Genomic DNA, 25,579 nt, shown 5'->3' on the forward strand with positions numbered 1-25,579 from the left:
ACACACTCCCCGGTCAGCGCGGACTCCGCCGGCAGGAGACCACCACCAGGAAAGGCCACAGCGCCTGAAGGAACGTCACGACCCGCTCGGCGATGCCGGGCGCGCCCCCGCCCTGCAATTCGGCCAGGAACCAGAACGCGGTCGCCGCCATCAACGCACTCGCGGCGAGCGACACGTCCAGCCTCAGCCCCCACGGAACCGATCCCTTTCCCGAGACGGCGGCGAGGGGAGGCCATACCGCGAGCAGGACCAGGCCCGCGGTGGCCACGGCCCCGTGTTCCGTGGCTCCGCCGCTGCTCGGTGCCGGAACCAGCGTCAGGGCCAGGGCGCACAGTCCGCCGCCGGCCAGGGCGACCCGCCCGGCGAACGACGCCGCCCGGAGCGCGTGCGCCGTGACCACGTAGCACGTGCCCAGCACCAGCAGCATGCCCGTCATCAGCCAGTAGCTGCCGGCCCCGTAGGACGCCAGCACGCTCAGGGTCTGCGTCGCGGGGTCGTACGCCGGGCCCTGCCGCAGCTGCGCGATCGTCCAGGAACCGACCAGCAGCACCGGGGCACACCCGGAGGAGAGCAGAGCCCACCAAGGAGCAGATCGCATCAAGGCATCATAAATGCCGCATCGTTGCTTGTCGTTGACCTAGGTGCCGAGCCACGGGACCCAGGAGGCGGCCCCGCTGCGTCCCGTGGCGGTGGAGCGGCGGTACGTCAGTCGGACGACAGGGCCACCGCCCCCACCGGGCAGGCCCGCACGGCCTCCCCCACCAGCGGGTGGGTCCCGGTCGTCGACTCCCGGCCCGGGAGCACCTCGCTGAGGCCGTCGTCGTCCTGGGTGAACACGTCCGGCGCGGTCAGCGCGCACATGCCGGCCCCCACACAGCGTCCCTTGTCGACCTGGACTCCCACGCCACTCACCAGGCCACGGGGAGTTCGAGCAGCCCTTGGATCGTGTCCCCCGGTTTGTGGAGGATCTCGTGCGCGGGCGCGGCGAGCCTGAGGCCGGGCAGCCGCTCGAACAGCGTGCGCATCGCGATCTCCAGCTCGGCGCGGGCAAGGTTCTGGCCGAGACACTGGTGGATGCCGAAGCCGAAGGCGAGATGGTGGCGGGCGGAGCGGTCCCAGTCGAGTGTCTCGGCGCCGGGGAACACCTCGGCGTCGCGATTGATGAGCGAGGTGGAGAAGACCACACCCTCACCCTTGCGGATCGTCGCCCCGTCGACCTCCAGGTCCTCGACCGCCAAGCGCTGCAGGCCGTCGGCGATGGACAGGAACCGCAGCAGCTCCTCGACGACCACGGCGGTCGTCGTCCCGCCGGCCCGCATCGCCGCCAGCTGTTCGGGGTGGCGCAGCAGCGTGAACGTGCCGAGCGAGATCATGTTCGCCGTCGTCTCGTGGCCCGCGATGAGCAGGATGACGGCGAACGCGACCAGCTGTTCGCGGTCGACCGGTCCGTCCGGATGGTCCCGGTGGATCAGCTCGTCGAGGAGCCCGTCCCCGGGCTCGGTCCGCTTGCGGTCGATCAGCGCGCCCAGGTACTCCTCGAGTTCGTCGCGTGCCCGGTTCACATCGTCGGCTCCCGGGCCGCGCAGGAGCCGCTGCGAGCACTCGTCGAAGAAGGTGTGGTCGGCGTACGGCACACCGAGCAGCGCGCAGATCACCATCGACGGCACCGGCAGGGCGAACGCGCTCACCAGCTCGGCCGGCGGCCCTTGTCGTTCCATCGCGTCGAGCAGTTGGTCCACGGTCTCCTGGATACGCGGCCGGAGCGCGCCGATCCGCTTCACCGAGAAGGCCGGGATGAGCATCCTGCGCTGGGCGTTGTGCTCGGGGTCGTCGACGCCGAGCAGGGCCACGCGGCGCCGCTGGGCGTTCGCGAACCGCTGGGCCGGGATGGGGAAGTCCGGGTGGCTGCGGTCACTGGAGAGCCGCGGGTCGGCCAGCAGCCGGCGGGCCAGGGCGTGTCCGGTGACCGCCCAGACCGGGCGTCCGTCGAAGAGGGTGACCCGGCTCAGCGGGCTCTCCTCGCGGAGCGGTGCGTAGCCGGCGGGCGGGTGGTACGGGCACCCCCGGTCCTGGGGGAAGGACGTGGCGGGGGCCGGGGCGGTGGCAAGGGCGTGGGGGTCGAGGTCCTGGCGGGCCGGGTCCGTGGTGGATTCGGTCATGGGATCGGGTCGCCTCGCAGTGCTCGGTCGTGCGCGCGGAGCCGGTCGTTCCGCGCTTCCTCACCATTGGATGCCTAAGGCACCTATCTGGTCGACGGGTAGACCGGCCAGGTCACCGGGGCCGCGGATCTGGCCAGTGCTGTTCGTACGCGTTCGAACCGCACCGCATCGGCTCAGCTCCGAAGGGGCGCCCGGTCCGTGCCGGCCGTGGCCACCGATCCGCCGACGGCTTGAACCGGATGGGAGAGCGGGGCCTGAATCATGCCCTACGCCGACGGTGCGTCCTCGCGCGGCCTGGAGAGCCCGCTCATGACGTCACCGGCGGCCACGGCTCCGTGGGTGAGACCCGTGTTGTGCCGGGGGCAGGGCCGCCACGTACGGTACGGCAGGTGAACGAACCGCCCGAAGCCGCTGCCGAGCCCGCCGTGGACGAGCGTGCACCGGCCACGACGATCCGCGTGTTCCTGGCACTCGCCCCGCCCGACGACGCCAAGGACGAACTGGCGCGGGCGCTGGGTCCGGCCTACGCGGAGTACCCGCACCTGCGCTGGAACCGGATCGAGGACTGGCACATCACCCTGGCGTTCCTCGGCGAGCTCCCGCTCACCACCGCCCCGCTCCTGATGCCCCCGCTCGCCGAGCTCACCGCCCACCGCGGGCCCCTGCGGCTGGCGTTGCGCGGTGGTGGGCACTTCGACGAGCGGGTGCTGTGGAGCGGGATCGCGGGGGACCTCGAAGGGCTGCACCGGCTGGCCACCGACGTACGCGATGTCGTCAGGGCGTGCGGTGTGTCCTTCCCGGACCGGCCGTTGCGGCCCCATCTCACGCTGGCCCGCTCCCGCCGGGGCGACCACCGCGCCGCCGTGGAGGTCGCCGCGGGACTCGCGGCGTTCTCCGGCCGCGTGTGGGAGTCCGAACGGCTCCACCTGGTCGGCAGCAACTTCGGCCGTGGCCCGGGGCCGATCCGCTACCGCGACATCGAGGCCTGGAGTTTCGGTCACGGATCCTGACCTCCGGCCGTCGCGGTGACCGGTGCGGTCGGTGCAGTGCGATCGGTGGGCAGTGCTCTCGAGGGGCGGGGTGATCAATGCCGTACGTCGTCAACGCGGCGCCGCGCGGCACGAGTCGGGGCCGCGTGTCGCCGCGCCGCAAGCACACCCGGGCCGGTATATGTATGCGAGCACTCGCAAAAGGATCATGGTTGCGGCGAGTGCCCACGCCGATCGCCGGGTGCGTCCGTCACCACCCGCGGTGCACGGCCGCACCCAAGGAGAGAGACATGCGCTACGGAAGCGCGCTGCGCGAGCAGATCCGCACACCCGGGACCACCCCGCTCATCGGCATCTACGACATGTACTCGGCGTCGGTCGCCGCCCGGCACTACGACGGCTTCTTCGTCTCCGGCTTCGGCTTCGCCGCCTCCCACTACGGACTGCCGGACATCGGCTTCATCGCCTGGCCGGACATGGTGGCGTTCACCGAGCGGCTCCGGCTCGCCTTCCCCACCCACCATCTGCTGGTCGACGTCGACGACGGTTACGTGGACCCGGAGGTGGCCTGCCACGTGGTGCAGCGGCTGGAGCGGGCCGGGGCCTCCGGCGTCATCCTGGAGGACCAGCAGCGCCCGCGCCGGTGCGGCCACGCGGACGGAAAGAGGGTGCTGCCGCTGGCCGAGTACCTGGAGAAGCTGAACCTCGTCCTGGAGAGCCGGCAGGACCTGGTGGTCGTGGCCCGCACCGACGCCACCGAGGACGAGGACATCCTGCGCCGCGCACAGGCGCTCGCGGAGACCGATGCGGATGTGGTGCTGGTCGACGGCGTGCGGGACGTCGAGTGGATCCGCCGCATCCGCAAGGTCATCGACGACAAGCCGCTGCTCTTCAACCAGATCGCGGGCGGCAGGTCGCCGAGGCTCTCGCTCTCCGAACTCACCGAGCTGGAGTGCCAGGTGGCCATCTACAGCACGCCCTGCCTGTTCGCCGCGCACGCCGCCATCGACACCGCGCTCGGCGAGCTGAAGCAGGCCGACGGCCGGCTGCCGGAGTTCTCACCCGGCACGTCGGTCGGCGTACGGGCCTCGACCGCGCTGCTGGAGAAGAACATCAGCCGCCACCACTCACCCGGCCTCCGGACCGTCTGATGTGAGGCGTCAACGCCTGTGCGACACCGCCAGCTCGAAGAGGTAGCGCTTGGTCACGCTGCCTCCGTACCGGCCGTCGATCAGCGCGGCGACGCACCCGAGCAGCCCGTTCCTGGCCGCCTCCGGCAGCGCCCGGTGACCGGAGAAGGTCCGCAGGAGTTCCAGATAGCCGGACGTGGTGAAGGTGAGGTCCTGCTCGTAGCGGCGCAGGACCGTGGGGCCGAACCGGCCGGTCAGCGCCACCTCCCGTACGTGGTCCGACGCGTCGACGTCAGCCGTGGCGGGAGGCCGTAGACCGGGTGGTGTCTCCGGGTCGAAGCGCTCGTAGCAGCGCTGGACGTCGGCGAAGAACTCCTCGGTGCCGCCCCTCACATGCTGCCCCCGCACCACGGCGAGCGCCCCGCCGGGCCGCAGCGCGTCGGCGGCCTTCGTCACGCGCACCGCCGGGTCGATCCAGTGGAACGCGGTGGCCGAGACCACCGCATCGTAGGGTTTCGAGGGCAGCGGCCAGCTCTCGAACCGTTCCGTCACCACCTCCGCCTCCGTGGCACCGGCCAGATTGCGGCGGGCGATCGCGGCCATGTGCGGGCCCGCCTCGACAGCGGTGATCCGGCAGCCGCGGGCGGCCAGCACCACCGTCGCCTGGCCGGTTCCGCAGCCCACCTCCAGGACGCGGCTGCCGGGCCGGACACCCGCGAGCCCGGCGAGGCCGTCGTACAGCTGCGGCGGATATCCGGGCCGGGCCCGGTCGTACAGCTCCGCGTCCTCGTCGAAGGTGCGGGCCAGGCGTGCCCGCCGGGGTTCGTCGGGGCTGTCGTCGCGTCGGGTGCCCACCGCGCCGGTCATGCGGATTCCGGGCGGGCGGGCCGGGCGTGGGTCAGGAGGAACTCGGTCGCCCGGGCGACGGCCTCGGCCGAGGTGCCGTGGACGGCCTCGGACTCCTCCTCCTGCCGGTCGGCCGCCGTGGCGGTGTACCACCAGGCGGCCAGGCCCGGGTCGTGGTGGATGACGGCCGAGCCGCCCGCGTACGAGAGGGGGACGGACTCGCCGGCCGACCTCTTGACCACCGCGTGGGGCCACTTGAGGCGGGCGGACTGGCGCTTGATGCCGCCCCAGGCCGAGCCCAGCTGGGAGTAGCTGGCGCCGCTGCGGCCCGCCGCGGTGGCCGCGCTCTCGGCCAGCCGGTCGACGGACCGCTTGGCCTCGTACAGCGCGCGGAGCGTGGCCAGTTGCAGATCGGGAGCGGCCATGAGCGCGGGGTCGAACGGCTCGCCCGCGGTGCGGTAGGCGAGCGCGCGGGTCGAGATCCGCTCGGCCAGCGCGCGGACCGCGTCGAGCACCTTCTCGTCCATGGTGAACGTGTCGTCATCGGCCGGCTCGCTCCAGGCGGGCTCCACCGGTGTCATGACCGCGGTCCAGAAGTTCGCGTCGTTCGTGGCCGGGGTGGGGATGGCCGTCGTCTCGTCCATGCGACAATTTTAACTGTCACGACACGTCAATGACAAGAAGAGCTGTCAGTCGCGAGTTTCCCCCAAGGCCGCGGTGAGGCGGCCGAGAATCTCCTGCAGCCCGAGAACCTCCTCCACCGACAGGCCCGTCGCGGCGAGCACGCCCCTGGGGATGGACAGCGCTCGTTCGCGCAGCCGTACGCCGTCGTCACTCAGCTCGACGAGGACGGAACGCTCGTCCTCGCGACTGCGCTCACGCCGGACCAGCCCGGCCGCCTCCAGCCGCTTCAGGAGCGGCGAGAGGGTCCCGGAATCCAGGTGGAGCCGCTCACCGAGCGCCTTGACCGAGCGGGGGCCGTCCTCCCAGAGCACCAGCATGACCAGGTACTGCGGATAGGTGAGGCCGAGATCCTTGAGCGCCTCCCGGTAGAAGCCGCCGAACGCGCGCGACGCGGCGTGCAGCGAGAAGCAGACCTGGTGGTCGAGGCGCAGCAGTTCCGCGTCGGGCACTGCGGCGAGGTCGGGTGAGGCGTTCGGAGCGGGCGTCATGGATCCAGCGTACCGCTGGCCACGCCATTCAGTTGTGCGCAACTAGATTGTGTGCAATCTTTAACTCAGTCACCGCGACCGATCCGGTCGCGGTCCCGACGAGGAGGGTCATTCCCATGGAAGCGCTGTACACCGCCGCCGCAACCGCCAACGGGCGCGAGGGCCGTGCCGTGAGCACGGACGGGCAGATCGACCTGCCGCTCGCGCTGCCCCCGGCCCTCGGCGGCAACGGCAAGGGCACCAACCCCGAGCAGCTCTTCGCGGCCGGGTACGCGGCCTGCTTCGCCAGCGCGATGGCCGCGGTCTCCCGCGAGATGAAGCTCGACACCAAGGACGTCTCCGTGACCGCCGAGGTCTCCATCGGCAAGGACGGCGACGGCTTCGGCCTCGCGGTCGTCATGCGCGTGGAGCTGCCGGACTCCCTCAGCGGCGAGGTCGGGCAGCGGCTGGTCGAGGCGACCCACGCCTACTGCCCGTACTCCAAGGCGACCCGGGGCAACATCGACGTGGAGCTGGTCATCGAGTGATCCCGCGACCCAGGCGGTCAAGCGGTCAGTGGGCCAGACGGGCCAGCACCGCCCCGACCGCCCGGCGTACGGCGTCACGTGCCTCGTCCGCCGGGCCGAGGGTCTCGAAACCGTGGCGCCCTTCCGGTACGTCGACCACCTCGACGTCGGCCCCGCAGCGCCTCGCGGCGGTCAGGAACTCCTCCACGGTCGCGGCGATCTCGGCCATCTCGCGCCCCGCCCGGACCAGCACGACCGGAAGCTTCCCCGCCCGGGCGACCGCCCGCACCGGATGGAAGCGGGCGTCCTCCACCCCCCAGCTCGGCAGCGGGGCCAGGATCGGGTAGTTGGCGGCCAGGCAGCGGAGCCAGGCCGGGGGTGCGGCCAGCCAGTCCGCGGCGAGGGGGCCGCCGCCGGAGAAGAACCACAGGGCGATCCGGTCCGCGTCGACCCGGGGGTCGGCCCGTACCCGTTCCACCGCGGCGGCCACGTCCTCGGCGGCCCGCTCGTAGTCGGTCAGGGCGTGCAGCCGGTGGTCCACGGTGGCGGCCACGGCTCCGTGCCCGGCGACGTACCGGGCGTACCCCGTGAAAGTCGGCCAGTCCCGGGGCGTCGGCCGCACCCCGGCGGGTACGGGGCCGCCGTGGACGAACACCACGGCCGGGTGCAGCCCTGGCCCATCGGGCAGGTACAGGTCGGTGTTCCCGGTCCGTTCGCGGGGGCGTTCGGGTACGTCGAGGAGGAACGGGCGCAGATGCGGAGGCGGTTCGGCGGCGTCGGCGGGCTTCAGCCGGTGGCCCCGGCCGGCCGCCGCCTCGGCCAGGACCTCGGCCAGTTCGAGGGGGCAGGACAGCATCGGCCAGTGGCCCGTGGGCAGTTCGAAGAAGGTCACCCGGGGGTCGGCGAGGGCCTGGGTCGCGGGTTCGCCGAGGTCCACCATCAGCTGGACCAGCTCGATGCCCGGCCCGTTGCCCGTGCACAGCACCCCGGTCACGGGAACCGCCGCCACGGCGCCGGTGAGCCGCAGCGGCTGGAGGAGTGTGCCCAGGGGCTGCGGTGCCGCGAGGGCGGTGAGCCCGTCGAGGGCCGCCTCGGAGAGCCCGGCGGTGCTCCCCCAGCGGGACCAGGCGTCCCGGGCGGGCGGCGGCAGTTCACCGGCCTGCGCGCCCCCTCCCCCTCCCCCGTCTTGGGCGAGCTCCTCGCGCAGGCGCCGGTCGGGCACCGCGGCCAGGGCCGGGACACCGTCCTGCGGCAGCCCGGAGTCCAGGTGGACGATCCGGGCGATCGACCGTGCCCGCCGGTCCGCCGCGCCCAGCGCCGGGTGGATGCCGTAGTCGTGGCCGACGAGCACGATCTCGCCGCCGCTCCCCGCCGCCACCGAGTCGATCACCGCGAGCACGTCCGCGATATGTGTCTCCAGATCGACGGCGTCGCCGGGACCGGCTGGGCGCCCGCCGAGTCCGGTGAGCGCCACCGTACGCACCTCGGCGCCCTGCGCGGTCAGTCGCGCGGCCGTGTCCCGCCATACGTACGGTCCGGTGAACGCCCCCGCCACCAGGATGAATACGGTCATGGCTCCTCCTCGTCACACGCTCTTGCGCGCACCGGCCCGGTTCTCCGGCAGCGCTCGCCGGTACCGTAGGAACTCCCCCTGAGGGAGGTTCAAGTGTTCTCGTCGCACGACGGTCTCTGCACGATCGGCGAGCTGGCCGAGTACGCGGGCGTCACCGTCAAGACCGTCCGCTTCTACTCGGACGGCGGGCTGCTGCCGGAGGCGTCCCGCAGCGCGGGCGGGCACCGCAGGTACGCCCCGGAGGCCGTGGAGCGGCTGGGCCTGATCCGCTCGCTGCGTGGTCTCGGCCTGCCGGTCGCCGACGTACGGCGCGTCCTCGACGAGCAGGACGCCGGGGAGGCGGCCGATGCGCTGGAAGCGGCGGTGGACGGCCGGTTGCGCGTACTCGGTTCCGAGCTCAGGGCCCTGCGCTGGCGGGAGGCCGCACTCCAGCTCGTACGGGACTGCGCGCCGGAGGAGCGGCCCGCCCGGCTGCGCCTGGTCGGCGCGGTGGCCGCTCCGCCGAGCACCGCCGCACTGGTCCGGTTCTGGCGCGCGTGGCTGCCCGCCAAGATGCCCGCCCGATCGGTCGGGGCGTTCCTGGAGGTGGCGGTGGTGCAGCCGCCCGAGGCCCCCCGGCCGGATCAGGTGCTCGCCTTCGCGCGGCTGTACGCCTTCGTGACCCGGCCGTGCGGAAGGAGCGGCGGCCCGTGCCAGCCCAGGGCGCACAGCGCTGCCGGGGCCCGTGAGTCGGCCGTGCTGTACGCGGGTCTCGCGACGGCGTACGACCTGGCGGGCGGAGAGATGCGGCGGGGCGGTGGGCCGCGCCCGGGTGAGGCCCTGGACGGGTTCGTGGACGCGTACGCGAGCACGTACGGCACCCGCGACACTCCCGGATTCCGCCGCCGGCTCGCCGGTCAGCTCGCGGCCGATCCGCGCATCGACCGGTACTGGGAGCTGACGGCCGAGGTGCTCGGCGCTCCGGACGGCCGCCGGGAGCCGACACCGGGGACGGCCCATGACTGGCTGCTGGAGGCGCTGGACACCCAGCTGTCGACGGGGCTCGGGGAGCGGGGCGTCCGGATGCCGCTGACCGGGCCCGGGCCTGGTACGGCCCGGGCCCGGAAGCCCTAGAAGGCGGTCCAGGTGAACGCGACCTTGTCCCCGGCGTTCAGCTTGAACTGGCAGCCGCCGACCGGGATCGAGGTGCCGTTCACGGCGATGTTCCAGTAGGCCGCTCCCCCGCCGCTGACGTTCTTTATCGTGTCGACGGAGAAGTCGTCGAACGACGCGTACCAGGTGCCGTCCCAGGTGAAGTGTCTCTTCCGCGCGGCGTCGTCGAGGGCGGCGGTCGGCGTGGGAACGGCGGTCGGGTTGGCCCCGCCGTTGGTGCCGTCGCAGCGGTGCGTGCCACCGGTGGCGGTGGTCACGTCATGCCCCTTGGTCTTGATCTTTCCCTTGAACAGGCGCCCGTCCGGCCCCTTCACCGTCAGCGTGACCCTCACCGGGGTGTTCGTGGAAGCGGCCGTGGCCTGCGGCTGGGCGACAGCGGGTGCGGAGGCGAGAGCGAGACCCAGGGCGGCCGTGACGAGGAGGGCGCGGCGGGCGGATGTCAGATGCACGAGTGTGCCTTTCCGGTACGGGACGGCCTGCCGTGCCGCACCGGGACCCGACCGCCCGACCGCGTCCCCCCGCGCGTCTCGGCGGCGTACGCGCAGCCGGTCGGAGCCGCGGGGCTTCGCACTGCAGACCATGACAGGGGAAGCGGTACACGTCACGCGCCGGGCTGTCCGACTCGCGGCCCGGCGGGCCGCACACGGTTGCAGGTCAGCGCCGGATTCCCACCGGCTTCCCCCAGTCGCGCACGCATTCAGTTGTCGCTCCGGGTCCACCGAAGCTCTCGCATCCTACGGCCAGTTGACCGTCGGCCGCCGGGGAACGGGGCGATACGCCGACAGCCGTGAGCCTGCCCGTACGGAACGGTCAGCGGCGGGCGGCCGGGCCGAACCGCTCGGGCGCCAGCGTGGCGAGGAGGGACGTGACCACGAGGTCCGTCGAGGCGGCCATGTCCACGGAGTCCGGCGACAGCAGCCACTGCACCTGGAGGCCGTCCATGACCGCGATGACGGCGTTGGCCGCGTTCGCGGTCGTCTCCGCACGGTCGGCGGGGAGTTCGCAGGCCTCGCGCAAGGCGTCGGCGACGAAGACGCGGAGGCCGTCGTAGCGGTCGCGGAAGTACTCCTGGGCCGGGTGGTCGTCGGTGACGGACTCGGCCGAGAGGACCGCGTACAGCCGGACGATCCCTTCGCGCTCGGCGTTGCGGAGCGCGGTGTTCACCAGGTGGCGCAGGAAGTCCAGCCCCTGCGGGCGGTCCGGGCCGAGCTGTTCGATGTCGGCCCGGTCGCGCAGCTCAAGGACGCTGGTGAGGAGCAGCGCCTTGGAGCGGAAGTAGTGCAGGACGCCCGCCTGTGTGACGCCGACCCGGTCGGCGATCTCGGCCAGTGAGGCGTTGTTGTAGCCGCGGGCGGCGAAGGTGTCCATGGCGATGGACAGGATGTCCTGCTGCCGCTGCTGGGCTTCCGGACTGCGTGGCGTACGGGGCTTGGCCGGCCGGCGCGCCGACCTGCCCGACGACGGGCCCGAGGGCCTGCCCACTGACTGATTCCCCGCTGACTGGTTGCTCACCGGGCCAGCTTAAGCCTGCTAGGAACGGCGGCCCGGCCCGGATCTCCGGCTGTCCCGAGGGCGCGGCAGAACACTGCGACCGACTACTTACTAACCACTTAGTGGGTGTGGTTTCATGCCGTTGCCCCTCCGCTCCATGTCGTCGCCCCCCATGCGTTCACGTACCGACCGAAGGAGAGCCGCACATGCCTCATCCCCGCCCCCTGCGCCTCAGAGCACGCGCGGCAGGCGCCGCGCTCGTCGTGGCCGTCGCCGGACTCGGCGTCAACGCCACCGTCACCACCGCGCAGGCCGCCGACCCGGTCGCCCAGGTCTGGGTCACCACCACCGACGGCGGCAAGAAGCTCACCGCCGACGGAAGCGTTCCGTTCACCGGCACGCCGCAAGGCGTCGACATCCGGATCGACGCGAACAGCAAGGGCCAGAAGTTCACCGGCGCGGGCGCCTCGGTGACCGGCGCCTCCGCCCATCTCATCCAGAGCCTCCCCCAGGCCCAACGGACCACGCTGCTCAGGTCGCTGTTCTCCACGGACGGGGACGGCATCGGGCTCAACTACCTGCGCCAGCCGCTCGGCAGCACCGACTTCGACGCGAACTCCAACGCGTACACCTACGAGGACACCCGCGGTTCCTTCTCCATCGACCGGGACCGGGACCGGATCATCCCTGTCCTGAAACAGGCCACCGCGATCAACCCGTCCATCCGGTTCATGGGCTCACCCTGGTCCCCGCCGGCCTGGATGAAGACCAACAACTCCCTCAACGGCGGCAGCCTGAGGACCGAGCACCACCAGGCGTACGCCGACTACCTCGTCAAGGCGATCCGGGCGTACGGGCAGGAGGGCATCACGCTCACCGACCTCACCGCGCAGAACGAGCCCGAGTTCGCGACCAGCTACCCGTCCATGAGCATGACCGCCACGCAGCAGGCGGACTTCTTCCAGGTCCTGGACCGTACGCTGACCGCAGCCGGCCTCCCCACCAACCTGCTGGCCTACGACCACAACTGGGACCACCCGAACTACCCGCTGGACGTCTTCGCGCGCACGGGCAACATCCGGCGGATCATCGGCGCGGCCTTCCACTGCTACGGCGGGGCCCCGGCGGCGCAGCAGCAGATCGTCAACGCCGGAAAGCGGGTCTTCTTCACCGAGTGCTCCGGCACCGACAGCGCCAACCCGGCAACCACGTTCGGCGACACCCTCAAGTGGCACGCCGAGAACCTCGTCGTACAGAACATGCGCAACGGCGGCGAGACGGTGATCAACTGGAACCTGGCCCTGGACCAGAACGGCGGCCCGCACCAGGGGCACTGCACCAATCGCTGCAACGGCATCGTCGAGATCGCCGGCGGCCAGGTCACCCGGAACGCCGAGTTCTACGTCCTCGGCCATGTCACCAAATTCATCAAGCCGGGCGCGACCCGGATCGGCTCCACCAGCCAGGGTGCCGGGGGCGTGCAGAACGTCGCCTTCCAGAACCCGGACGGCACCCGTGCGGCCGTCGTCGTCAACACCGCCTCCGGCTCGCAGCGGTTCTCGCTGACGGACAACGGCAGGTCCCTCGCGTACACCCTGCCCGCCGGTGCCGTCGCCACCTTCACCTGGAACGGCGACGGCGGTACGACGGAGCCTCCGGCCGGATCCATCGACCCGGCCGCCTGGTACCGGGTGCAGAACACCAACAGCGGGGCCTGCCTGGACGCCGCCGACTGGGGCACCGGTGACGGGACCGCGCTGCAGCAGTGGGCGTGCGGGACCGGGGCCAACCAGGGCTGGCAGTTCCGGCCGACGAGCGGCGGCCACTACCAAGTGGTGAACCGCCACAACGGGAAAGTGTGGGACGTGGACGGCGGGGCCGGTGCGACGGCCGACGGCACCAAGGTCCACCTCTGGTCGTACGTGGGCTCGACGAACCAGCAGTGGCGGCCCGAGCCGCTGGCCGCAGGCGGCCGCTACCGCTTCGTCGCCCGGCACAGTGGCAAGTGCCTCACCGTCGACAGCTCCTCGACGGCCAACGGGGCCCGGCTCTCTCAGCAGCCGTGCACCGGCTCCGCCGCCCAGTCGTTCGCGCTGACCGGCTGACCGCACTGCGCATGTCGGGCCCCGTCGTCCTTTCGGCGGGGCCCGATCGCGTACTCGGGAAGCTCTCAGCCCCGGATCGCCGTCAGCAGCCGGGCGCAGCGCGCCGCCATGTCGTGCGCCGACTGGTCGGGGTGGTGGGTCCACCAGCCGACGAGGGCGCCGACCGTGCCGGTCCACACGTGCTTCAGCGCGTCGGCGTCCAGCGGGTCCTCGTTGCCCTGCCCGCGCAGCAGGTCCGCCGTTCCGGACGCGGCGAGGTCGTCGATGGTCCGCCGGTGCCGGTCCGCGGCGGCGTGCAGGTCGGTTCCGGGCTTCAGCGTCCGGTCGTACAGCACGGACCAGGCACCCCGCTGCTCCTCCAGGACGCCGAAGACGGCGCTCAGCACGCGGTGGGGCGTCTCCGCCTCGGGCCGCCCGTCCGCCATCGCGTCCTCGATCGCGCTGACGAGCCGGGGCGCGATCCGCTCCAGGCAGGCGAGGTAGAGGCCGTCCTTGGAACCGAAGTACGTGTAGAGCATCGGCTTGGTCACGCCCACGCGCCCGGCGATCTCGGCCATCGAGGCCGCCGCGTGGCCGTGGCGGCCGAACTCGTCCATGGCCGCGGCGAGGATCTGCTCCTCGCGTCGCGCGCGCGGAATCCCCTTGGTCCCGGCGCCGGGACGGGCCTTGCTCACGGGTCGGGCGGAAGGTGACGAACCACTTGCCGTGTCCATGACTGTGACTATACCTTCCAGTAAATTACCCAGAGGTAAATTACTGGAAGGTCATATCCCATGCCGGACACCTCCTCCCCTCCTCCGCAGCCCGACAGCACCGGCGCCCGGTCCTGGTGGGGCTGGGGCACCGCCGACCAGGCCCTCCCCGACGCGGAGTGCGCCTCGCTCGCCGCGCTGGTGCCGGGCGCGGCCAGGTCGCCGCTGCCCATCCCGTCGATCGCCTCGCTGGAGCTGCCCGCGCCCCGGGTGAGCGCGCCCGCCGCACTGGCCCCGCTCCTCTCCGCCGGCCCGGCCGACCGTGCGGCCCACACCTACGGCAAGGCCTTCCGGGACGTGGTCCGCGCGCTGTACGGGGACATGGCGGCCGCTCCGGACCTGGTGGGCCGTCCCCGGGACGAGCGCGATGTGGTGGAGCTGCTCGACTGGGCCGCCGGAGCGGACGTCGCCGTGGTGCCGTACGGGGCGGGCAGTTCGGTCGTCGGTGGCGTCGAGTACCGGGCCGGGGACCATTCCGGCGTCCTCTCGCTGGACCTGTCCGGGCTGGACCGGGTCCTGGAGATCGACCGGGTCAGCCGCGCCGCCCGGATCCAGGCCGGCGCCCTCGGCCCCGGCCTGGAGGCGCAACTGCGGCCGCACGGGCTGACGTTGCGCCACTTCCCGCAGAGCTTCGCGTTCTCGACCCTCGGCGGCTGGCTCGCCACCCGCGCCGGCGGCCATTACGCCACCCTCCACACGCACATCGACGACCTGACGGAGTCCTTGCGCGTCGTCACGCCCTCGGGGGTGAGCCAGTCGCTGCGGGTGCCGGGGTCCGGGGCCGGACCCTCGCCCGACCGGCTGTTCCTCGGCTCGGAGGGGACGCTCGGGATCATCACGGAGGCGTGGATGCGGCTCCAGGACCGCCCGTCCCACAAGGCCTCGGCCTCGGTGGTGTTCGAGCGGTTCCCCGACGCCGTGGAGGCCGTCCGGGCCATCGCGCAGTCGGGCCTGCACCCGGCCAACTGCCGTCTGCTCGACCCGGGCGAGGCGGCCCTGTCGGGTGTGGCGGCGGGCGGCGGAAGCGTGCTGGTGCTGGGCGTGGAGTCGGCGCACGGCCCGGTGGACGGCCGGCTCGCCGAACTCGTCGACCTGGCCCGGGGCCACAGCGGCTCACCGGTGGAGGAGGCGTCAGCCGACGGCGACTCGGCGGCCGGCACCTGGCGTTCGGCGTTCCTGCGCATGCCCTACCTCCGCGACGGTATGGCCCGGATGAGCGTGATCAGTGAGACGTTCGAGACGGCCTGCACCTGGGACCGGTTCCCGGAGCTGTACGAGGCGGTGCACCGGGACGTCGGGGCGGCCGTGCGGAAGGTGACCGGTGCGTCCGGCCTGATCAACTGCCGCTTCACACACGTCTACCCGGACGGTCCCGCGCCCTATTTCACGGTGATCGCGCCCGGCCGGCGCGGGGCGGAGGTCGCTATGTGGGACGAGATCAAGGCCGCCGCCATGGAGACGCTCGGCGAGCAGGGGGCGACGGTCACGCACCACCACGCGGTCGGCCGCGACCACCGGCCCGGCTACGACCGGCAGCGCCCGGAACCGTTCGCGCTCGCGCTGCGGGCCGCCAAGCAGGCCCTCGACCCGGCCGGGATCCTCAACCCGGGCGTGCTGTTCGACACGGCGGCGCCGTGAGCCGACCGTCCGGGCCGGGCGGGCCGGGCGGGCCGCCGGAGCCGGGCCGCGAGGTCAGCGAGGACTCGGCCCGGACGACGGCGGGGTCAGCGAGGCGTCGATCCGGGTGAGCTGCTCGGCCAGGCTCGTCATCCACACCTCCAGGTCGACCGAGAGCGGCGTCGGCGGACAGCCGTCCGGTCCAGCCCGTCGCCGAACGGACACCGGGCCGCCGCCGGTCAGCCGGGAGGCGATCCGGTCCGTCTCCGCCACCAGCTCCCGCGCGGTCATCCGGGCCCGGGCGGCGGCCGGGGCGCTCGCGCCGGATCCGGGGCGGAGGCCGAAGCGGGGCAGCCAGTGGGCGCCGAGGAGCATGTGGTTGGCCGCGATGAGCATCGCGTGCCAGTCGGTACGGGTGTCCTCTCCCGGCGCCTCGGTGCGGTACTGCGCGTACGCCGCCTCGGCCAGGCGCAGCCGGTGGACGCCCGGCAGGGTCTGCGGTGAGGCCCGCGAACCGCCCGGCGGCGCCAGCAGCGCGTCCGCCGTCACCGGCACCAGCGGGGCGCACGCGCGCAGCAGCTCCGCCATGGCCCGGTGGACCTCCCGCCGGGCTCCGGCCGGCCAGGCGAGGAGCCCGCACAGCAGGCCGATCACGCTGCCGGTGACGACGTCGACCATCCGCGCCTCGGAGAGCCGCCAGGTGACCGGCTCGATCTGGGCGAACGCGGTGGCGACGACCAGCGTGAACAGTCCTTGCGCGTACGGGATGCCCAGCAGCGGCCCCAGGGCGAACGCCGCCAGCATCACCGGGGCGAGCAGAGCGGCGTAGGCGTCGGTGTGCGGGCCCAGTCCGATCAGGAGCGCTCCCGCCGCGAGCGCCCCGGCCGCGTTCCCGGCCACCGCCAGCCGGACCGCCCGCCAGGTCGCGCCGGCCGTCGTCCGCCCCAGGGTCAGGACGGCGAGCAGCACCCAGAAGCCGTGGGACAGGTCGAGGGAGCCGGCGACCGCGCGGGCCGCCGCGAGTCCGAGCGCGGTCCGCAGGGCGTTCTGGAACAGCACCGACCGGAACGTCACGTTGCCGGTGACCCGCCGGGCCCAGAGTCTCGGCGTGGACAGATCCGCGTACCAGAACAGCCGGCGCGGGACGGCGGGCTCGGTGGGGTGGCCGTGGACGGCGATGTCGGCGGTGATCTCCACCATCCGCGCCGACTCGGCCAGCGCCAGCACCCGCGACTGCCGGCGCAGGACCGCGACCGGCGGCCGCTCGCCGGGCGGCCCGGAGGCCAGCCGTACGCGCTCCGCCTGGAAGCGGCGCATCGCCTCCTCCAGCGCACCGGCCTCCGGTGGGCCGGCTCCGGTGCGCAGGAAGCGGGCGCAGGCGGTGCACACCGCGGAGACCCGGTCCAGCAGGCCGGCGGACGCGGGGTCGGCGGCCGCCGGTGGTGTCTCGGCGAGCGTGGCCAGCTGGTCCAGGAGCCGGCGCACCGCGCGGCCGCCCTGCTCCAGCGCGCGGTCCGTCCGTCCCGCGCCGGCCGGGCGCTCGGCCGGCGGTACGGAGGCCAGCCTCAGCCGCGCGCCCACCGCCCGGAGCTCCTGAGGTGGTACGCCGCCGGGTCCGGCCGCGCGGGCCGCCTCGCCGAGCGCGCGGGCGAGGCGTTCCCGGTAGGAGGCGGCGGGCGGGTCGGGCAGCAGCAGTTCGCAGGCGGCGAGTGCCAGGACGCCGATGGCCAGCCCGGCCAGACGCTGGCCGAGGGTGTCGGGGGCGTACGGCGGAAAGCAGGCGAGGATGTAGAAGAGGTGGAGGCCCGGCGCGACCCCCGCCGGGCGCGGGCCGCCCACCGCCGCGAACGCCAGCAGGAACCCGACCATGAGCATGCCGCCGACGGCCGCCCAGGTGTCCACCGCGAGCAGTGTGCCAAGGGTCGCCAGGACCAGGGCCCACGGCAGCGCCCACAGCATCACCGAGACCCGCTGGCGGCCGGAGCCGGGGACCGGTGAGAGCAGGCCGACGGCGATGGGGGCGAAGAGGGCGTACAGCGCCATGACCGGGAGCCCGGCGCCGTACAGCAGCGGGTAGAACCCCGCGCTCGCCGCGACGGCGACGCGGAAGGCCCGGCGGAGGATGGTCGCCCTCTCCTGCCCGGTGGGGGTCACATCCGCCATTGTCGGCCCGGACCGGGCCGCCCGCGCGCGATGGCGGACGGGCCCGGGCGGGCGGTCAGGCCTTGGCCGGATCCTTCCGAGCGGTGCGGCGGCGGACCACGGCGTAGCCGTACGAGTCGGGCCAGCGGGGCTCTGCGCCGAGGGCGTCGGCCGCGCGGTGGGCCCAGTACGGGTCGCGCAGCAGCTCACGGCCGAGCATGACGGCGTCGGCCTGGCCCGAGGCGACGATCTCCTCGGCCTGGACGGGCTCCAGGATCAGGCCGACCGCGGAGGTGGGTGTGCCGGTGGCCTGCCGTACCTGCGCGGCGAACGGCACCTGGTAGCCGGGGTGGGCGGAGATCTGCGCGTCGCGGACGAGGCCGCCGGTGGAGACGTCGAGCAGGTCGACGCCGTGGGCGGTCAGCTCCTTGGCGAGGCGGACGGTGTCGTCGCCGGTCCAGCCCTCGCGCGGGTCCTCCTCGTTCTCGGTGAGCCAGTCGGTGGCCGAGGTGCGGAAGAGGACGGGCAGGTCGTCGGGCCAGACCTCGCGGACGGCGTCGACCACCTGGAGCGGGAAGCGCAGCCGGTTCTCCCAGCTGCCGCCGTAGGCGTCGGTGCGGTGGTTGGCGGCCGGGGAGAGGAAGGAGTTGATCAGGTAGCCGTGGGCGCCGTGGATCTCGACGACCCGGAATCCGGCGGCGAGCGCGCGCTCGGCGGCCGCGGCGAAGTCGCGTACCAGCTGCTGGATCTCGTCCTCGGTCAGCTCGTGCGGGACGGGCAGGCCGTCGAACGCGACGGCGCTGGGGGCCACCGGCTGCCAGCCGCCGTCGCTCTCGGCGACCGGGCCGCCGCCGTTCCAGGGCTGCTGGGTGGAGGCCTTGCGGCCGGCGTGGGCGAGCTGGATGGCGGGGACCGAGCCGTGGGAGGTGATCGCCGCGGCGATGCGGGTGAAGGCCTCCTGCTGGCGGTCGTTCCACAGGCCGAGGTCCCACGGGCTGATCCGGCCGTCCGGGCGGACGCCGGTGGCCTCGGCCATCACGAGCCCGGCGCCTCCGGCGGCGCGGGAGGCCAGGTGGGTGAGGTGGAAGTCCGTCGGCACCCCGGCCTCGGGGCCGTGCGAGGCGGCGGTGTACATGCACATCGGGGACATCCACACGCGGTTGGGGATCTCCAGGGACCGCAGGGTCAGGGGCGTGAACAGAGCACTCACCGGTACGTCTCCTCGATGGGTCGGGGCACGGAGTGGCGGTCCCGCCCTCGCCGGAGGGCGGGACCGTCATGGCCAGTACGATAGTCCTCGTAGTACGGCAGTTGTCAAACTACGAGGATGTTCGTACTTTAGAGGTGCGAGACCTGAGGAGGCCGCCCATGCCCACGATCGAGCCCGACGTCGCCGCCCCGTCCGGGCGCCGGCTCGCCCATCCCTCCGCGGAGGAGATCCGCCTGGAAGGCCTGCTGCACGCGCTGGCCGACCCCGTCCGGCTGACGATCGTGCGCGAACTGGCGGACGGGCACGCGGACATGGCCTGCATCGCCTTCGACCTCCCGGTCAGCAAGTCCACCACCACCCACCACTTCAAGGTGCTGCGCGAGGCGGGCGTCATCCGCCAGCACTACGAGGGCACCTCTCGCATGAGCAGGCTGCGCGAGGACGACCTGGAGGCCCGCTTCCCCGGGCTCCTGAAGGCCGTCGGGGCGGGGGCGCGCGCGGGCGCGCCTCCCGCCTACGCCCGGTCCGCGGGGCCCCCCGGGCCCTTTCGCGGGCCGGGGCCCCACGGCGTACGGCTGCTGAACAGACCACTCAGATGGTCGCGGTGTCGATCACGAAGCGGTAGCGGACGTCGCTGGCGAGGACCCGCTCGTACGCCTCGTTGACCTGGTCCGCCGCGATGACCTCGACCTCAGCGCCGAGGCCGTGCACGGCGCAGAAGTCCAGCATCTCCTGGGTCTCGGCGATCCCGCCGATCGCGGAGCCCGCCAGCGACTTGTTGCCGCCGATCAGCGAGAAGAGGTTGATCGAGACCGGCTCCTCGGGCGCGCCCACGTTGACCAGGGTGCCGTCCGTCCGCAGCAGCGCGAGGTAGGCGCCGAAGTCCAGCGGGGCCGAGACCGTGGAGAGGATGATGTCGAAGGTTCCGGCCAGCTCCTCGAAGGTCTTCGGGTCACTGGTCGCGTAGTAGTGGTCCGCGCCCAGCTTGAGCCCGTCGTCCTTCTTGCGCAGCGACTGCGAGAGGACCGTGACCTCGGCGCCGAGGGTGTGCGCGATCTTGACGGCCATGTGGCCGAGGCCGCCGAGACCGATGACCGCGACCTTCTTGCCCGGGCCGGCACCCCAGCGGCGGAGCGGCGAGTACGTGGTGATGCCCGCGCAGAGCAGCGGCGCGGCCTCGTCCAGCGCGATGCCTTCGGGGATACCGACGACGAAGCCCTCGGTCACGACGACATGCGTCGAGTAGCCGCCGTACGTCGGTTCGCCGCTGCGGTCGATGGCGTTGTACGTCTGGGTGTTCCCCTCGGCGCAGTGCTGCTCGCGGCCCAGCAGGCAGGCGTCGCACTGTCCGCAGGAGTCGACCATGCAGCCGACACCGACACGGTCGCCGACCGCGAACCTGGTGACGCCGGGCCCGGTCTCGGTGACGATCCCGGCGATCTCATGGCCGGGGACCATGGGGAAGATGCCCTCGCCCCAGCCGTCGCGGGCCTGGTGGATGTCGGAGTGGCAGATACCGGCGAACTTGATGTCGATCAGGACGTCGAACTCGCCCACCGGGCGGCGCTCGATCGTGGTGCGCTCCAGCGGGGCCTTGGCACGGGGAGCGGCGTAAGCGGCAACGGTGGTCATGCCGGAGGTTCTCCTCTGGGTGATGCGGTAGGAACGTCTCCCAGCATCACGGTCCCGGCCGCGCTTACCCAGGTCACCGCTTTGCCTACGTCCAGCGGGCCTACCACCGGCAGGGACAGGCTCGTGCGCGTACGACCAGGAATAATGGGAGCCATGGACGTTTCGCCCGACCCCTCCGCCCCCGAGCCGCTCGACCGGCGCGCCGAGCTCAGCGAGTTCCTGCGCACCCGGCGGGCCCGGCTCCAGCCGCAGGACGTGGGGCTGCCGGAGTTCGGCCGGGCCCGCCGGGTGCCGGGGCTGCGGCGCGAGGAGCTGGCGCAGCTGGCCGGTGTCTCGGTGGCGTACTACACGCGGCTGGAACAGGGCAACGGGCGCAATGTGTCGGCCGAGGTGCTCGACGCTATCGCCCGCGCGCTGCGGCTCAGCGACGCGGAGCACGCGCATCTGACGCACATGGCCAAGCCGGCGCAGCACAAGAAGAAGCGCCGGCCGGCCCGGGTGCAGCGGGTGCGGACCGGGCTGCTGCACCTGCTGGACAGCCTGGACGGCATTCCCGCGTACGTCTCCGGCGCCCGCTCCGACATCCTGGCCTGGAACCCGATGGCCGCGGCGGTCTTCGGCGACTGGGGCGCGCTGCCGGCCGAGGAGCGCAACTGGGCGCGGCTCGTGTTCCTCTCCCCCGCCTACCGGGACCTGTTCGTGGAGTGGGACTCCAAGGCCTCGGACATGGTCAGCTATCTGCGCCTGTACGCGGGCTGCCACCCGGACGATCCGCAGCTCTCCGCACTGGTGGGTGAACTCTCCGTCAAGAACGACGAGTTCAGGCGGCTGTGGGCCACGCACAACGTCAAGGAGAAGGGCCACGGCACCAAGCTGATCCGGCATCCGCTGGTCGGGGAGATGGCCCTGTCGTACGAGACGCTGCACCTGCCGGACGATCCGGAGCAGTACGTGGTCACCTACCACGCCGAACCGGGCTCGGCGTCGGCCGATGCCTTGCGGCTGCTGGCGAGCTGGGGCGCGGACGCGCGGCGTGCGGATGTGGGCGGCAGGGCGGGGTGAGGTCAGGCCGGACGGACCGGACCGGCCGTTGCTCTATCGTGTAATGCATGGAAGACACTGCTGACCCTTACGAGCTCCGGGTGGGCGTACCGTCCGTCGAGCTGTTCCGCCGTCTGCGCACCGACGCCGGGCTCTCCGACAAGGCGCCGGAGGCCGTCGCGATCGCCCTGCCCAACACGTGGCACGGCGTGGTCCTCCACCACGAGGGCGAGCCGATCGGCATGGGGCGGATCATCGGCGACGGCGGCACCGCGTTCCAGGTGGTCGACATCTGCGTGCACCCCGCGCACCAGGGCCGGGGCCTCGGCAGGCGCATCATGGCCGCGCTCACCGAGGAGCTGGAACGCCGGGCGCCCGCCACCGCGTACGTCTCCCTGATCGCGGACGGGCCCGCGCGCTTCCTGTACGAGAAGTTCGGCTTCACCGACACCGCCGCGCACGACTCGATCGGCATGTACCGCTCGATGGGCGCGGGCTGAGCCGCGCGGTCAGATCGGCGCCGCCGTCTCCACGCCGTACGCCTCGCGTCCGGCCCGGCCCGTGATGGCCTCCGTCGCCGCGGTGGTGCCCGACGGGTCGAGCAGGGGCAGGGCCTCCGGGGCGGCGAGGCAGGGCAGCAGGAGGCGCCAGAAGCCGGTGAGTGTCCGTGCGGAGAGCCACTGGGACTCGCAGCGTCCGAGCACCTCGAACCCGGTGGTCGCGGCCACCGTCGCGGCGGTGACGTCCGTACGGGAGACGCCGTCCGCGAGGGTGCCGGCGGCGGCCGCCTCGTCCAGCAACTCGCCTACACACCGCTGCCATTGTGCGGGCAGGCCCGGTTCGCCGCCTCGCTCTCGGTCGTAGCTCAGCCGGAATCCGGCGCGGGTCACCGGATCGCGGCCGAGCAGGTCCACCAGGGCGTGCGCGGTGTCGATCAGGGTCTGCAGCGCCGTGCCCGTTCTGCGGCGGATGGCGCCGGACACCGCCAGCAGGTTGTGCGACGCCTCCGCGACCACGGCCTGGGCCACCGCGTCCTTGTTCTCGAAGTGGAAGTGGAGGGCGCCCGTGCTGACGCCCGCGCCGGAGCTGATCAGGGCAAGCCGCGCCTGCCCGTAACCGTGCTCCTCGAACACGATGGCCGCCGAGCTGATGAGGGCCTGGCGGGTGCGCGCGGCGCGCAGCTGCTTGGTCACCGGGGCCTCCGCAGGAGGCAGATGCGGACGGGAAGGGGCTTTGGGCCGTGGGCCACGGAGGCCGGGGGCTCTCCGCCGGAGCGGTGAAGCAGCGTCATAGGGCATATGAAACCAACTTACCGGTTTGATTTCCAGGGGAATATCTGTGCGGAGCGGGGTCAGTTACCTTGCGAAGGCCGCTATCCGGTGGGTTCGACCGTGCCGAAAGAGTCCGCATGGTCCGTAACCCAGGTACGGAACGTCCTGGCGGGGCGGCCCGTCAGCTTCTCGACGGTGGGCAGCACGACCGCCTTCGCCCCGGCCCGCTGGCGCTCCGCGCTCTCCATGAACGCCTCGGCCACCGGCTGCGGATAGCGCGCGAGCAGCGCCTCGCGCGCCTGGTCCAGGGTGAGCTCCTCGAAGCGCAGCGGCCGGCCGAGCACGTCGGAGAGCTGAGCCGTCTGCTCGTACGCGGTGATCGCCTCCGGGCCCGACACCGCGTACGCCTGTCCCTCATGGCCCTGGCCGGTGAGGACGGCGGCGGCCACCGCCGCGATGTCCCGTGGGTCCACGCACGCGACCGGCGAGCGCCCGTAGAGGGCGCGCACCACACCGTCCGATGCGATGCCCTTGGCCCAGGAGAGCGTGTTGGACATGAAGGTCCGGGGCCGGATGAACGTCCAGGGCACTCCGGACTCCCTGATGACCTGTTCGTTGCTCCGCTGGAGCCGGGTGATGAAGTCGTCCGCGTCCGGCTCCTCCACCGCCATCATCGACAGTTTCACGAGGTGGCGGACGCCCGCCGCCGCGGCCGCGGCGGCGACCCTCTCGTCATCGGGCTCCGTGGGGCTGTTCGTCACGAGGAACACCGAGTCGATCCCGCGCAGCGCCCGGTCGAGCGAGTCGCGGTCCCCGTACTCCCCCGCCACGACGCCGACTTCGGGCCCTCGCACCGTCACCCGCCCGGGCCGCCTCGCCAGGATCCGTACCGGACCGTCGGCCGCCAGCAGACGGGCGACCTCGCCGCCCACCGTCCCGGTCGCGCCTGTCACCAGAATCACGCCACGCACTCCTCACACACCGTCATGATTTGCCTTCCACCTGCGACACCGCGTCCGTGCGCGCGCCTTCAGCCCGCGCCGACCGGGCCCGACAGCACCGTGTCGAAGACCGGCTCGCCGTCCTGGCGTCCTGTCACCCGGATCCTCGCCTCGCCCGGTGACACGCTCCGCAGGACCTCCGCGGCGATCGAGCACGGGCTGCCGAACTCCGCGTACCGGTGGAAGTGCGTACGCCCCTCGACCGGGACGAACCCGCGGTCCCCGGCGGCCAGGCTCGCCGCCTGCCGGGCCGCCTCCAGCAACAGCATCCCCGGCACATGGTCGTTGGGCCGCTGGAAGAGCGTCGGATGCCGGGTGTCCACGCGCAGCTCCCACAGGCCGTCGCGGGAGCCCTCCGAGAGGACCACGTCCTCGGGCCGGCCACGGCCCGCCCGGGTGGCGTCGACCGGCACGGCACGCGGTATCGCCACGCCCGGCTCCGCCGATCCGCCGCGCATCCGCCGGTATACCCGCGGACTGGTGAACCTCGTCGCGCCCATGCCCGTCGCGACCAGCCGGCCCGCGCGACGCACCACCCAGTCCACACGGCCCTGAACCGGCCTCCCACCACGCCACTTGAGCTCGGAGCAGATCACCTCCACGTCGATGATGGTGGGCAGGCCGCCCACGACCAGGCGCTCGGGCCGGATCGCGTAGTCCAGATCCGCCATCAGGAAGTGGTGGCCGACGGGGACTCCGTACCCGGCGTGGAAGGCCAGCATCGCCGCCTGCCGCATCGCCTCCGTCACCAGCAGCGGGTCATGCCGGTCGGCGCCCACCGGAGCGAAGAACGGATGGTCGTGCGGGAGCACCGCCTCCACGTGGAACCGATCCGGCCCCAGCCGCTGCCAGTTGCGCGGAAAGGCGTCCTCGGCCCTGCTCCGGTGAACCAGCTCCATTCCCACCGGATGCACCACTCGGACCTCCGGGCCCACGGCCGACGCCGCTACAGGACCGGTCAACACTGCTGCTTCTGGCATAACTCCCCCCAGGGGTCATGTGTTGGGCGAGCCGTTCCTGCGGTGCACGCGCGCTGATAAGATACAGACTAGGCGGTTTTTTTTCTATGCCCGCAGTTCGCCTGACACCCCGCCGGTCCGGCCGCACGACCGGCACAGCCCGACGAAGGAGACAGGGATGGCCAAGCAGGACCGGGCGATCCGAACCCGCCAGGCAATCCTGATGGCAGCGGCCGAGATTTTCGAGAAGTACGGTTACCAGGCGGCCACCATCACCGAAATTCTCAAGATCGCCGGGGTCACGAAAGGCGCGCTCTACTTTCATTTCCCGTCGAAGGAGGAGCTCGCGCTCGGTGTGATCGAGGCTCAGGAGCCCCCGCCGCCGGCTCCCGACCAACTCCTCAAGCTCCAGGAGCTGGTGGACATGGGGATGCTGTTCACCCATCGCCTCCGCACCAGTCTCCTCGCCCGCGCCGGAGTCCGTCTCTCCATGGACCAGCAGGCCCAGGGCCTGGACCGCACCGGCCCGTTCCTCCGCTGGCACCGGACCACCCACGACCTCCTCGCCCAAGCCGAACAGAACGGCGAACTCCTGCCGCACGTCAACCCCGCGGAGACCGCCGACGTCTATGTCGCGGCCTTCACCGGCACCCAGGCCGTCTCCCAGACGCTGACCAACTACCGCGATCTGGAACAGCGTTACATCACGCTCCAGCGGCACATCCTGCCCAGCATCGCCGCTCCCTCCGTCCTCACCGCCCTGGACCTCAGCCCTCAGCGCACCAGTCACCTGGCCCGGCCGACGCCCGCGTACTGACTTCCCCAAGGCGG

General features: G+C 72.6%; 25 protein-coding genes, 1 pseudogene and 1 riboswitch. Of the genes and pseudogenes, 10 read left to right on the forward strand and 16 right to left on the reverse strand.

Going from position 1 to position 25,579, the window contains the following annotated elements:
• Positions 1 to 13: 13 nt before the first annotated feature.
• From ACIRR8_RS18860 to ACIRR8_RS18870, 3 genes are all read right to left on the reverse strand, one after another.
• Positions 14 to 598 (reverse strand): DUF998 domain-containing protein, encoded by a 585-nt coding sequence (locus ACIRR8_RS18860; protein ID WP_404065774.1) that lies wholly within the window; start codon positions 596 to 598, stop codon positions 14 to 16.
• A 107-nt stretch (positions 599 to 705) separates the two neighbouring features.
• A complete protein-coding gene (locus ACIRR8_RS18865; protein ID WP_350681229.1) occupies positions 706 to 912 on the reverse strand; it encodes a ferredoxin in 207 nt (68 codons plus the stop codon).
• Positions 909 to 2,159: a cytochrome P450 gene (locus ACIRR8_RS18870; protein ID WP_404065776.1), complete on the reverse strand. Its 1,251-nt coding sequence runs from the start codon at positions 2,157 to 2,159 to the stop codon at positions 909 to 911. The genes ACIRR8_RS18865 and ACIRR8_RS18870 overlap by 4 nt, the downstream gene beginning before the upstream one ends.
• A gap of 389 nt (positions 2,160 to 2,548) precedes the next feature.
• Between ACIRR8_RS18870 and thpR the strand changes: the two genes are divergently transcribed.
• Positions 2,549 to 3,169, forward strand: a complete 621-nt coding sequence (thpR, locus tag ACIRR8_RS18875; RefSeq protein ID WP_404065779.1) for an RNA 2',3'-cyclic phosphodiesterase — start codon at positions 2,549 to 2,551, stop codon at positions 3,167 to 3,169.
• A gap of 269 nt (positions 3,170 to 3,438) precedes the next feature.
• A complete protein-coding gene (locus tag ACIRR8_RS18880; protein ID WP_404065781.1) occupies positions 3,439 to 4,299 on the forward strand; it encodes an oxaloacetate decarboxylase in 861 nt (286 codons plus the stop codon).
• A 9-nt stretch (positions 4,300 to 4,308) separates the two neighbouring features.
• On the opposite strand, the gene ACIRR8_RS18885 is transcribed toward ACIRR8_RS18880, so the two are convergent.
• Genes ACIRR8_RS18885 through ACIRR8_RS18895 form a run of 3 tightly spaced genes read right to left on the reverse strand, consistent with a single transcriptional unit; the run spans position 4,309 to position 6,296 of the window.
• Positions 4,309 to 5,145: a class I SAM-dependent methyltransferase gene (locus tag ACIRR8_RS18885; protein ID WP_404065784.1), complete on the reverse strand. Its 837-nt coding sequence runs from the start codon at positions 5,143 to 5,145 to the stop codon at positions 4,309 to 4,311.
• Positions 5,142 to 5,768, reverse strand: coding sequence for a hypothetical protein (locus ACIRR8_RS18890; protein WP_404065787.1), 627 nt, complete (start codon positions 5,766 to 5,768; stop codon positions 5,142 to 5,144). The genes ACIRR8_RS18885 and ACIRR8_RS18890 overlap by 4 nt, the downstream gene beginning before the upstream one ends.
• 45 nt (positions 5,769 to 5,813) lie before the next feature.
• Positions 5,814 to 6,296, reverse strand: a complete 483-nt coding sequence (locus tag ACIRR8_RS18895) for a MarR family winged helix-turn-helix transcriptional regulator (RefSeq protein ID WP_404065789.1) — start codon at positions 6,294 to 6,296, stop codon at positions 5,814 to 5,816.
• Between the two features lie 116 nt (positions 6,297 to 6,412).
• Between ACIRR8_RS18895 and ACIRR8_RS18900 the strand changes: the two genes are divergently transcribed.
• Positions 6,413 to 6,823, forward strand: coding sequence for an Ohr family peroxiredoxin (locus ACIRR8_RS18900; RefSeq protein ID WP_404065792.1), 411 nt, complete (start codon positions 6,413 to 6,415; stop codon positions 6,821 to 6,823).
• A gap of 25 nt (positions 6,824 to 6,848) precedes the next feature.
• Here the strand turns inward: ACIRR8_RS18900 and ACIRR8_RS18905 are convergent, their stop codons facing one another.
• The gene (locus tag ACIRR8_RS18905; protein ID WP_404065794.1) at positions 6,849 to 8,375 is read right to left on the reverse strand and encodes an alpha/beta fold hydrolase; all 1,527 of its coding nucleotides are present in this window, start codon (positions 8,373 to 8,375) and stop codon (positions 6,849 to 6,851) included.
• A gap of 93 nt (positions 8,376 to 8,468) precedes the next feature.
• On the opposite strand from ACIRR8_RS18905, the gene ACIRR8_RS18910 reads away from it, so the two are divergent.
• Positions 8,469 to 9,488: a MerR family transcriptional regulator gene (locus ACIRR8_RS18910; RefSeq protein ID WP_404065796.1), complete on the forward strand. Its 1,020-nt coding sequence runs from the start codon at positions 8,469 to 8,471 to the stop codon at positions 9,486 to 9,488.
• Here the strand turns inward: ACIRR8_RS18910 and ACIRR8_RS18915 are convergent.
• Together ACIRR8_RS18915 and ACIRR8_RS18920 are read right to left on the reverse strand one after the other, a co-directional pair.
• Complete coding sequence (locus ACIRR8_RS18915; protein WP_404065798.1) at positions 9,485 to 9,976, reverse strand: DUF4430 domain-containing protein; 492 nt, start codon at positions 9,974 to 9,976, stop codon at positions 9,485 to 9,487. The two genes, ACIRR8_RS18910 and ACIRR8_RS18915, sit on opposite strands and share 4 nt — an antisense overlap.
• 140 nt (positions 9,977 to 10,116) lie before the next feature.
• Positions 10,117 to 10,232: riboswitch (cobalamin riboswitch) on the reverse strand.
• A gap of 105 nt (positions 10,233 to 10,337) precedes the next feature.
• Positions 10,338 to 10,901, reverse strand: a complete 564-nt coding sequence (locus ACIRR8_RS18920; protein ID WP_404066554.1) for a TetR/AcrR family transcriptional regulator — start codon at positions 10,899 to 10,901, stop codon at positions 10,338 to 10,340.
• A 323-nt stretch (positions 10,902 to 11,224) separates the two neighbouring features.
• Between ACIRR8_RS18920 and ACIRR8_RS18925 the strand changes: the two genes are divergently transcribed.
• Entirely contained in the window at positions 11,225 to 13,123 is a 1,899-nt protein-coding gene (locus tag ACIRR8_RS18925) for an RICIN domain-containing protein (RefSeq protein WP_404065801.1), read from the forward strand.
• Positions 13,124 to 13,188: 65 nt separating this feature from the next.
• Here the strand turns inward: ACIRR8_RS18925 and ACIRR8_RS18930 are convergent, their stop codons facing one another.
• Entirely contained in the window at positions 13,189 to 13,836 is a 648-nt protein-coding gene (locus ACIRR8_RS18930) for a TetR/AcrR family transcriptional regulator (protein ID WP_404065804.1), read from the reverse strand.
• A gap of 60 nt (positions 13,837 to 13,896) precedes the next feature.
• Here ACIRR8_RS18930 and ACIRR8_RS18935 point away from each other — a divergent pair, with 60 nt between their 5' ends.
• Positions 13,897 to 15,513 carry an FAD-binding oxidoreductase gene (locus ACIRR8_RS18935; RefSeq protein WP_404065807.1) on the forward strand — a complete coding sequence of 539 codons (1,617 nt, stop codon included), beginning with the start codon at positions 13,897 to 13,899 and terminating at the stop codon, positions 15,511 to 15,513.
• Between the two features lie 54 nt (positions 15,514 to 15,567).
• On the opposite strand, the gene ACIRR8_RS18940 is transcribed toward ACIRR8_RS18935, so the two are convergent.
• Both ACIRR8_RS18940 and ACIRR8_RS18945 read right to left on the reverse strand, forming a co-directional pair.
• Positions 15,568 to 17,655 carry an FUSC family protein gene (locus tag ACIRR8_RS18940; protein ID WP_404065809.1) on the reverse strand — a complete coding sequence of 696 codons (2,088 nt, stop codon included), beginning with the start codon at positions 17,653 to 17,655 and terminating at the stop codon, positions 15,568 to 15,570.
• A gap of 55 nt (positions 17,656 to 17,710) precedes the next feature.
• Positions 17,711 to 18,844, reverse strand: coding sequence for an NADH:flavin oxidoreductase/NADH oxidase (locus ACIRR8_RS18945; RefSeq protein WP_404065812.1), 1,134 nt, complete (start codon positions 18,842 to 18,844; stop codon positions 17,711 to 17,713).
• 158 nt (positions 18,845 to 19,002) lie between these two features.
• Between ACIRR8_RS18945 and ACIRR8_RS18950 the strand changes: the two are divergent.
• Positions 19,003 to 19,359: pseudogene (locus ACIRR8_RS18950) on the forward strand (ArsR/SmtB family transcription factor); the annotation flags it as partial.
• Positions 19,360 to 19,435: 76 nt separating this feature from the next.
• Here the strand turns inward: ACIRR8_RS18950 and ACIRR8_RS18955 are convergent.
• Positions 19,436 to 20,476 (reverse strand): NAD(P)-dependent alcohol dehydrogenase, encoded by a 1,041-nt coding sequence (locus ACIRR8_RS18955; protein WP_404065815.1) that lies wholly within the window; start codon positions 20,474 to 20,476, stop codon positions 19,436 to 19,438.
• Positions 20,477 to 20,629: 153 nt separating this feature from the next.
• Between ACIRR8_RS18955 and ACIRR8_RS18960 the strand changes: the two genes are divergently transcribed.
• Both ACIRR8_RS18960 and ACIRR8_RS18965 read left to right on the forward strand, forming a co-directional pair.
• Positions 20,630 to 21,538 carry a helix-turn-helix domain-containing protein gene (locus tag ACIRR8_RS18960; protein WP_404065817.1) on the forward strand — a complete coding sequence of 303 codons (909 nt, stop codon included), beginning with the start codon at positions 20,630 to 20,632 and terminating at the stop codon, positions 21,536 to 21,538.
• 47 nt (positions 21,539 to 21,585) lie between these two features.
• Positions 21,586 to 22,017: a GNAT family N-acetyltransferase gene (locus ACIRR8_RS18965; protein WP_404065819.1), complete on the forward strand. Its 432-nt coding sequence runs from the start codon at positions 21,586 to 21,588 to the stop codon at positions 22,015 to 22,017.
• Positions 22,018 to 22,026: 9 nt separating this feature from the next.
• On the opposite strand, the gene ACIRR8_RS18970 is transcribed toward ACIRR8_RS18965, so the two are convergent.
• From ACIRR8_RS18970 to ACIRR8_RS18980, 3 genes are all read right to left on the reverse strand, one after another.
• A complete protein-coding gene (locus tag ACIRR8_RS18970; RefSeq protein ID WP_404065822.1) occupies positions 22,027 to 22,710 on the reverse strand; it encodes a ScbR family autoregulator-binding transcription factor in 684 nt (227 codons plus the stop codon).
• A 179-nt stretch (positions 22,711 to 22,889) separates the two neighbouring features.
• A complete protein-coding gene (locus ACIRR8_RS18975; RefSeq protein ID WP_404065825.1) occupies positions 22,890 to 23,750 on the reverse strand; it encodes an SDR family oxidoreductase in 861 nt (286 codons plus the stop codon).
• Between the two features lie 68 nt (positions 23,751 to 23,818).
• A complete protein-coding gene (locus tag ACIRR8_RS18980; RefSeq protein WP_404065828.1) occupies positions 23,819 to 24,688 on the reverse strand; it encodes a ScbA/BarX family gamma-butyrolactone biosynthesis protein in 870 nt (289 codons plus the stop codon).
• A 238-nt stretch (positions 24,689 to 24,926) separates the two neighbouring features.
• Between ACIRR8_RS18980 and ACIRR8_RS18985 the strand changes: the two genes are divergently transcribed.
• Positions 24,927 to 25,565: a ScbR family autoregulator-binding transcription factor gene (locus ACIRR8_RS18985; protein ID WP_404065831.1), complete on the forward strand. Its 639-nt coding sequence runs from the start codon at positions 24,927 to 24,929 to the stop codon at positions 25,563 to 25,565.
• The last annotated feature ends 14 nt before the right edge of the window (positions 25,566 to 25,579 follow it).

This window comes from Streptomyces sp. NPDC101178, assembly GCF_044767965.1.
In the GTDB taxonomy this organism is placed as follows: domain Bacteria; phylum Actinomycetota; class Actinomycetes; order Streptomycetales; family Streptomycetaceae; genus Streptomyces.

Coding starts and splice junctions, on each gene's coding strand:
- ACIRR8_RS18965 (WP_404065819.1), top strand. CDS start 21,586: ATGGAAGACACTGCTGACCCTTACGAGCTCCGGGTGGGCGTACCGTCC.
- ACIRR8_RS18935 (WP_404065807.1), top strand. CDS start 13,897: ATGCCGGACACCTCCTCCCCTCCTCCGCAGCCCGACAGCACCGGCGCC.
- ACIRR8_RS18860 (WP_404065774.1), bottom strand. CDS start 598: ATGCGATCTGCTCCTTGGTGGGCTCTGCTCTCCTCCGGGTGTGCCCCG.
- ACIRR8_RS18930 (WP_404065804.1), bottom strand. CDS start 13,836: ATGGACACGGCAAGTGGTTCGTCACCTTCCGCCCGACCCGTGAGCAAG.
- ACIRR8_RS18905 (WP_404065794.1), bottom strand. CDS start 8,375: ATGACCGTATTCATCCTGGTGGCGGGGGCGTTCACCGGACCGTACGTA.
- ACIRR8_RS18940 (WP_404065809.1), bottom strand. CDS start 17,655: ATGGCGGATGTGACCCCCACCGGGCAGGAGAGGGCGACCATCCTCCGC.
- ACIRR8_RS18885 (WP_404065784.1), bottom strand. CDS start 5,145: ATGACCGGCGCGGTGGGCACCCGACGCGACGACAGCCCCGACGAACCC.
- ACIRR8_RS18985 (WP_404065831.1), top strand. CDS start 24,927: ATGGCCAAGCAGGACCGGGCGATCCGAACCCGCCAGGCAATCCTGATG.
- ACIRR8_RS18880 (WP_404065781.1), top strand. CDS start 3,439: ATGCGCTACGGAAGCGCGCTGCGCGAGCAGATCCGCACACCCGGGACC.
- ACIRR8_RS18890 (WP_404065787.1), bottom strand. CDS start 5,768: ATGGACGAGACGACGGCCATCCCCACCCCGGCCACGAACGACGCGAAC.
- ACIRR8_RS18900 (WP_404065792.1), top strand. CDS start 6,413: ATGGAAGCGCTGTACACCGCCGCCGCAACCGCCAACGGGCGCGAGGGC.
- ACIRR8_RS18925 (WP_404065801.1), top strand. CDS start 11,225: ATGCCTCATCCCCGCCCCCTGCGCCTCAGAGCACGCGCGGCAGGCGCC.
- ACIRR8_RS18895 (WP_404065789.1), bottom strand. CDS start 6,296: ATGACGCCCGCTCCGAACGCCTCACCCGACCTCGCCGCAGTGCCCGAC.
- ACIRR8_RS18960 (WP_404065817.1), top strand. CDS start 20,630: ATGGACGTTTCGCCCGACCCCTCCGCCCCCGAGCCGCTCGACCGGCGC.
- ACIRR8_RS18980 (WP_404065828.1), bottom strand. CDS start 24,688: ATGGAGCTGGTTCACCGGAGCAGGGCCGAGGACGCCTTTCCGCGCAAC.
- ACIRR8_RS18955 (WP_404065815.1), bottom strand. CDS start 20,476: ATGACCACCGTTGCCGCTTACGCCGCTCCCCGTGCCAAGGCCCCGCTG.
- ACIRR8_RS18870 (WP_404065776.1), bottom strand. CDS start 2,159: ATGACCGAATCCACCACGGACCCGGCCCGCCAGGACCTCGACCCCCAC.